The sequence below is a fragment of the Streptomyces palmae genome (assembly GCF_004684805.1).
Classification (GTDB): Bacteria; Actinomycetota; Actinomycetes; order Streptomycetales; family Streptomycetaceae; genus Streptomyces; species Streptomyces palmae.
This window is the reverse complement of record NZ_SRID01000051.1, coordinates 20,389-27,204: the sequence shown is the minus strand read 5'-3', so window position 1 is coordinate 27,204 and position 6,816 is coordinate 20,389. Positions and strand designations below refer to the sequence as shown.

Here is a 6,816-nt window from a genome sequence, read left to right as displayed (position 1 = left end):
GCGCTGGGCAGGGCGGCGCCGGGTGGGCCTTCGGCCTCGATCAGCACCCGGGGCCCGGCGGCCGGGGCCTGGCGGCTGCCCGCTGTCCGTGCCACCGGGGTGAGCCGGCCGCCGGCCACCCGGTAGGCGGCGTCCTCGGCACCGGCCAGCCGGCGCGGGTCGTGGTCGACGAAGACCACCGTGCCGCCGCCGGCGACACGTTCCGCGACCGCCCGGTCCAGCTCGGCCCGGGCGGCTTGGTCGAGTCCGGTCCACGCCTCGTCGAGGACGAGCAGCCCGGGTTCGGCGAGCAGTGCCTGGGTGACCGCCACCTTCTGGCTGGTGCCCTTGGACAGCTCGGCGAGCGGCGTGGCGGCATGCCCCTGGGCTCCGAACCGCTCCAGCCACCGGGCCGCCGCGTGCTCCGCCGCCGCCCGCCCCAGACCGTGGATCCGGCCCATGTGAGTGAGGTAGCCCAGGGCGGTGAACGGCAGTTCCACGGGGAAGCGCTCGGGTACGTAGGCGGTGCGCGGGCGTCCGGTGATCCGGCCCGCGCTGGGCGCGTCGATACCGGCCAGCAGCCGCAGCAGGGTCGATTTGCCGCTGCCGTTGGCACCCTCGATCCGCAGCAGCGTGCGAGGGGCGAGTTCGAGGTCGACACCCCGTAGCACCCAGGGCCCGCCCAGCCCGTAGCGGCGTCCGACTCCGCGCAGTCTCATGGCTGTTGACCCTATGCGCGCCGCCCCCGACCGGGCACGCTCCCCCCTCGCCGCGGTGCCGCCGGTGGGCGCCTCACGCGGTCGGCAGTCCGTATCGGGGCTTCGGCAGGCTGGCACACTGGACCGGTGACCAGCTCTGACGCCAGTGATACCAGGACCGACGGCACCGACCGGGAGACCAGCCCGTTCCGGCACGAGGAGACGGACCGGGACGCGGCACCCCAGTTCGTGCTGCCCCTGGTGGTACGAATCGAGAAGACCGCTCCCCCGGCCAGGACCGACGCGCTGGAGACCGCGGCCCGCGCGGTGCTCACCCTGCTGTCGGACGAGCGCGCCACCGACCCGGACGGGGAGTGGGCGCAGGCGGTGCGCGACTGGCAGGACGCCCGGATCCGCAAGGTGGTGCGCCGGGCGCGGGGCGGGGAGTGGCGGCGCGCGGAGGCACTGCCCGGCATCACGGTCGCCGGGCGCGCCGCGCAGGTGCGCGTGTTCCCGCCGGTGCCGCTCGACGGGTGGCCCAAGGATCTGGCCAAGCTCCAGGTCAGCGGTACCGAACTGGACGACCCGGAGCCGGTGGCCGAGCCGGACGCCGACGCCCCGGTGCTCTGGCTCAGCCCCGACCTGCGGATGTCGGCCGGGAAGGCGATGGCCCAGGCCGGACACGGCGCCCAACTGGCCTGGTGGGACCTGACCGAGCGGCAGCGCGCCGCCTGGCGGGAGACGGGGTTCGCGCTGTCGGTCCGTACCGCGGATCCGGCCCGGTGGGCCCGGCTGACCACCGCCGGGCTGCCGGTGGTGCGCGACGCCGGGTTCACCGAGATCGCGCCCGGCTCCTGCACGGTGATCGCCGACCACCCGGCCCTGCGCGCGACCCGCGCCTGAGGGCGGCCGGAGGGCGTGCCCCGCGCCCATCGCACCGCACGGGGCACACCCTCCGCCGGCCGCCCGGGACACCGGCGCGGCACCCGGTCCCGCCGGTGTCCGGTCACCGTGTCGGGAGCGGGCGGTCAGAAGCGCAGCACCGCCGCGATGCGGTCGTGCGCGGCCAGCGTGCCCTCCGGCACGAAGACCACCTCGCTGCCGGCGTCCAGCGCCGCCTCGATGATCTCGTCGACGATGTCCTCCATGACCTGCGAACCCAGTTCGGCGGTCGCGGTCTCCGGATCCACCGGGACCAGGTGCTCCTCGGTGACCCGGACCGTGCGCTGGTAGTCCTCCTCCACGGCGAGCAGGTCGATCCGGCGCTCCTTGACCACCTGATAGACCTCGTCCAGCCCGGCGGCGAAGGTCCGGCGCCCCTGCGCCTGGTCGATCCGGGTCAGCACCCGCTCCGCGTCCCGCGCCGACTGCTCGGCACGGGCCTCGGCGACCACCTCGGTGAGCGCCGAGGCGGGCCCGCCGGTCAGCCCGCCCTTGACGATCCTGGCCACCGCCGCCTTGGAGGCGTTGCCGACGTCCTCCAGCAGGCTGAGGGCCGGGGTGGCGCCGATCAGGTAGAGCGGGCGCGGATCCGAGGCCAGCAGCTTGTCGATGAAGCCGTCCACCTGCCGCATGTACATCCGGGCGATCTCGCCGCCGTACGGGTCAAGGGGCTCGCCGGTCCGCTGCAAGCGTTCGGGGTCCGGCTCCACGGTGGGGGGCGTCGCGGGGAAGCCGTGCGCCTTCTCCTCCTGGAGGTTCCCGTCGCTGCCGCTCCACAGCGTCGTCCGGTCGGCGGCGACCACCAGCACCCAGTAGGGGCGGACCCGTTCATGGGCGGCCACCAGGTTGCGGGTGAGGTAGGTGTCGCTGAAGACCACGCGCTCCGGCGTGGACCGGGGCAGGTACCACAGCTGGTGCTCGCCCGGGGTCGCGAAGACCGCCAAGCCGTCCCCGAAGTTGCGGGGCTCGACCTCGGCCAGGGCCTGGTCCAGCTGCTCGCTGATGCCGAACCGGGCCTCGCGGGACACCTCGGGATCCACCTCCAGCCGGCGCTTGGCCTCGGCGACGAGGTTGCGCAGCCGGACCGAGTCCGGCGTGGTGGCGGGCGTGGCGCGCCGGTCCGTGGGAAGGGTGACGGTGACCGCCGGGTAGGGCCGACGCTCGCGCAGCTCGGCCAGGGTGCTGGATGTCAGATCAGTGGTGAGCATCTCTGCCTCTCGACGATGGCCTCTCCAGCAGGATCGCCCAGACCCGTCGGCCCCGCATCACGGAGTGGCCGGGGCGGAACGCGCGAGGTGCCGCCTGGGCCGTCCAAGGGCCGCGGTCCCCGCGCCGAGCGCTCCCGGCAGCGCCTGCGGAGGGCGGGTCCCGATGGTGACGGGCCCGGGCGGCGAGGCCCCGGTGGCGCCCACTGGAGCCGCCCCGGAGGCGGCCCGGAGGCGGTCTGGGCTTCGCACCGGTGCCCGAATACTGAGCTCCTGTGTGAAGGCGTGGTAATGCTTCTGTGATACTGGTCGGCCCAGCCGCATGAGGTTGGGTTCGGGATCGGTGCCGAGGGGCGGGACACCTTGAAAGCGTTGCGGGCGAAGCGCGTGTACGGCATAACGGCGCTGGTCGTCGTGGCTGTCGTGGTCGCGTTGGTCATGTCACTGACCGGCGGCGGAGGCGACTCCCAGGACGACTCGCAGCCGGAGGCACCGCGCCGTCAGAACATCCGGCCGGACCGCAAGACCCCCGCGCCACCGAAGAAGGCGGACAAGTACGCCAACTGGGACGGCAAGGTGAAGGTGCTGGGTGACGGCTCCACCGCCTACACCGGCCCCCAGCCCGGACAGCCCAAGCCGAAGAAGCTCAAGCCCGGTGAGAAGCCGCCGCAGTTCGTGGTCTTCTCCTGGGACGGCGCGCTGGAGAACCAGGACCACCTCTTCTCGCACTTCCGGAAGGTCGCCGAGGAGAACGACGCCGATATGACGTTCTTCCTGAGCGGCATGTACCTGGTGCCCAAATCCAAGCGCGACCTGTACCACCCGCCGCAGCACAAGCCCGGATCCGCCGCCATATCCTTCGCGACCGACGAGCACATCCGGGAGACCCTGGAGCAGTTGCGCGGCGCCTGGAAAGAAGGAAACGAGATCGGCTCGCACTTCAACGGCCATTTCTGCGAGGCGAAGGGCGGCGGTGACTGGAGTACGCAGGAGTGGGAGAGCGAGATCCGGCAGGCGTACTCGTTCGTGAAGAACTGGAAGACCAACACCGGATTCACCGACATCGACCCGCTGCCCTTCGACTACGACGTGGAACTGGTGGGTGGCCGCGCCCCCTGCCTGGAGGGGCAGAAGAACCTCATTCCGGCGATCAAGTCGTTCGGCTGGCGCTATGACGCCAGTTCCCCCGGCGACTTCCAGATATGGCCGTCCAAGATCGACGGAATATGGAACTTCCCGCTGCAGCTGGTGCCCTACCCGCACAGCGAGAAGCAGGTCCTGTCGATGGACTTCAACTTCCTCTACAACCAGTCCGGGGACAGCACCGAAGGCGACCCGGCCCGTTACGCGGAATGGGAGAAGCTGACCCGGGACGGCTATCTCAACGGATTCCAGCGGGTATACCACGGCAGCCGTGCACCGCTGTTCATCGGGAATCACTTCGAGACCTGGAACGGCGGCATCTACATGCAGGCCATCGAGGACGTGATGAAGAGCGTCTGCCGGCGCCAGGACGTGCGGTGCGTGTCCTTCCGGCAGCTGGCCGACTGGCTGGACGCCCAGGACCCGCAGGTGCTGAACAAGCTGCGGATGCTGGACCCGGCCGAGTCACCGGACTGGGGCACCTATCTGAAGTGACCGCGGCAGTGACCGCGGCCCGAAGCGACCGCCGGGCCGAGCAGGAACGCGCCGGGGCCGGTTCCGTACAGCTGTACGGGACCGGCCCCGGCGCGTTCCTGGCCCATCCGGCGCGCTTCCCCGGCCCCGGCGCGTTCCTGTGCCGGCCCGGCGTACGTCCCGGATCCGGCCCGCCCGCGAGAGCGCGGCCGCCGAGCGGTGGGCCCGGTGCGCCCGGGCCCACCGACCCGCTACGGAGCCATCTGCCCCTTCTCGGCCTCCTGGACGGTGCCCGCGGCCTTCATGTAGTCGGTCCAGATCTGGATCGGGTAGTTGCTGCCCACCTGTTCCGGGTCCCTTCCGCCCAGTCCGTCCAGCGGCAGCAGCTCCTGGGTCTTGGGGTCCAGCCGGGAGAGCGAGACGGCGGTGGAGAGCTGATCGGTGTAGCCGACGAACCAGGCGGCCTTGTTGTCCGGCGCGGTGCCGGGCTTCCCCGCCGCGCCGGGTGCCGCCTCGGCCGCCCGCTTGGCGCTGCCGCCGCGCACCGCGCCCTGGAGCGCCTCGCCGACCTCGGTGGCCACCTGCGGGCTGAACACCCGGCTGCCGCCCGGCTTCTCCAGCTCCACCCGGTCGCCGTTGCGGGACAGCGAGGCCACCGAGTACGGCGCCCGGTGCACTCCCCCCGCGGCGAACGTCCCGTAGGCGCTGGCCATCCGGATGGCGCTGGGGGTGCCCGTACCGAGCGAGAAGGCCGGCACCCGTGAGCCGCTCAGGCTGCTGGGCAGCAGGCCCGCGTCCACCGCGGCCTGGCGCACCCGGTCCAGTCCGACGTCCATGCCCAGCTGGATCATCGGGGTGTTGATGGACTGCTCCACCGCCTTGCGCAGGGTGACCTTGCCCCAGGACCGGTCCCCGTCGTTGGAGCCGCGCACGATCTTGCCGCTGCGGTCCCAGTACGGCCCCTCGGGCGTGTGCACGGCGACCTCGTCGTCCCCGTTGTAGACGGTCTCCGGCGAGACCGGGGTGCGCGGGCCGCCGCGCTCGCGCAGCACCCCGTCGCGGAGTGCGGCGGCGTAGACGAAGGGCGTGAACGAGGTGCCGGCCGGCACATTGGAGGCGTTGGCGTCGTTGAAGCCCTGCTTGAGGTAGTCGGGGCCGCCGTAGAGGGCGGTGATGCCGCCGTCCGGGGTGATCGAGGCGGCACCGATGCGCACATTGCGGTCGGCCGTGCGCAGCTTGGGGTCCAGCTGCCCGCGCGCCTTCTCCACGGCCTGGGTGAGCGCCTCCTCCTGGGGCTTCTGGAAGGTGGTGTGGATCTGGTAGCCGCCCAGGTCGAACTCCGCGTCACTGATGTCGGTGTGCGAGGCGACATAGGCGCGGGCGGTCTCCACCAGGTAGCCGGTCTGACCGGTCAGTCCGTCCGGGCGGGGCGGGGGGATGGGCTCCGGGAACTTCTTGTACCGGGCGCGCTCCTCGGCGGAGAGCCTGCCGATCTCCACCATCCGGTCCAGCACCCACGACCAGCGCTCCACGGCCCGGGAGCGGTTCTTCTCGCTGATCGCGGGGTCGAAGGAGCCGGCGCCCTTGAGCAGGGCGGCGAGGAAGGCGCCCTCGCTCGGGTTCAGTTCGGAGACGTTCTTCCCGTAGTAGGCGTTGGCGGCCCGCTGGATGCCGTACGTGCCGCGTCCGAACCAGCTGGTGTTGAGGTAGCCCTCGAGGATCTCCTCCTTGCTCAGCTTGTCGTCCAGCTTCATCGCGATGAACATTTCGCTGACTTTGCGGGAGAACGTCTGGCGCTGGTTCAGGTAGGCGTTCTTCACATACTGCTGGGTAATGGTGGAACCGCCCTGGGTCTCGCCTCCGGTCACCATCCGGGTGACCGCGCGGGTCATACCGCTGATCGAGATACCGCTGTCCGAGTAGAAGCTGGCGTTCTCGGCGGCCAGCACCGCCCACTGCACCTTCTCCGGCACCTTCTCCAGTGCGATGTCCTGCCGGTTCACCGGCCCGGTGCGCGCCATTTCGGTGCCGTCCGCCCAGTAGTAGACGTTGTCCTGTTGGGTGGCGAAGTCATTGAGGTCTTCGGGTATCTCGGTCTGCCAGTAGACATAGCTGAGTGCGGCGATCAGTCCGCTCAGGCAGAACACGAAGAACAGCGACATCTGGCGCCAGGAGGGCAGCCAGCGCCGGACGCCTCTCTTTCGGGTACGCGGATAGTCCAGGTGCAGGCGTTGGAAAGCCCAACGGCGCACCGCCCAGCCCTTCGCCGACGACGACGGCTTGCGGCGGTGCCGCGGACGCCGGTGTGTGCCCGCCTGGTGGTTGCTGCCCTGCACGTTCCCCCCACGCTCCGCATTCGCGCGGCTCGGAGTTCT

At 71.4% G+C, this 6,816-nt stretch carries 5 protein-coding genes; 2 read left to right on the top strand and 3 right to left on the bottom strand.

Annotated features, from left to right (window positions below; all coding sequences use genetic code 11):
- Positions 1-698: ABC transporter ATP-binding protein (locus E4099_RS08445; RefSeq protein WP_135338341.1), on the bottom strand; the 698-nt coding region annotated here is incomplete at its 3' end.
- 126 nt (positions 699-824) lie between these two features.
- Here E4099_RS08445 and E4099_RS08440 point away from each other — a divergent pair.
- On the top strand, positions 825-1,580 hold the full coding sequence (locus E4099_RS08440; protein ID WP_135338340.1) for an aminoacyl-tRNA hydrolase: 756 nt from the start codon (positions 825-827) through the stop codon (positions 1,578-1,580).
- Between the two features lie 125 nt (positions 1,581-1,705).
- Here E4099_RS08440 and E4099_RS08435 read toward each other — a convergent pair whose 3' ends face one another.
- Positions 1,706-2,827 carry a baeRF3 domain-containing protein gene (locus tag E4099_RS08435; RefSeq protein WP_135338339.1) on the bottom strand — a complete coding sequence of 374 codons (1,122 nt, stop codon included), beginning with the start codon at positions 2,825-2,827 and terminating at the stop codon, positions 1,706-1,708.
- A 369-nt stretch (positions 2,828-3,196) separates the two neighbouring features.
- Between E4099_RS08435 and E4099_RS08430 the strand changes: the two genes are divergently transcribed.
- Entirely contained in the window at positions 3,197-4,462 is a 1,266-nt protein-coding gene (locus tag E4099_RS08430) for a polysaccharide deacetylase family protein (protein ID WP_386389358.1), read from the top strand.
- A 230-nt stretch (positions 4,463-4,692) separates the two neighbouring features.
- Here the strand turns inward: E4099_RS08430 and E4099_RS08425 are convergent, their stop codons facing one another.
- Positions 4,693-6,603, bottom strand: a complete 1,911-nt coding sequence (locus tag E4099_RS08425) for a transglycosylase domain-containing protein (protein WP_167828321.1) — start codon at positions 6,601-6,603, stop codon at positions 4,693-4,695.
- Positions 6,604-6,816: the final 213 nt, after the last annotated feature.

What these genes read in the sequence shown, in the direction of transcription:
- E4099_RS08425 (WP_167828321.1), bottom strand. Translation starts at nt 6,603, where the DNA reads ATGTCGCTGTTCTTCGTGTTCTGCCTGAGCGGACTGATCGCCGCACTC.
- E4099_RS08435 (WP_135338339.1), bottom strand. Translation starts at nt 2,827, where the DNA reads ATGCTCACCACTGATCTGACATCCAGCACCCTGGCCGAGCTGCGCGAG.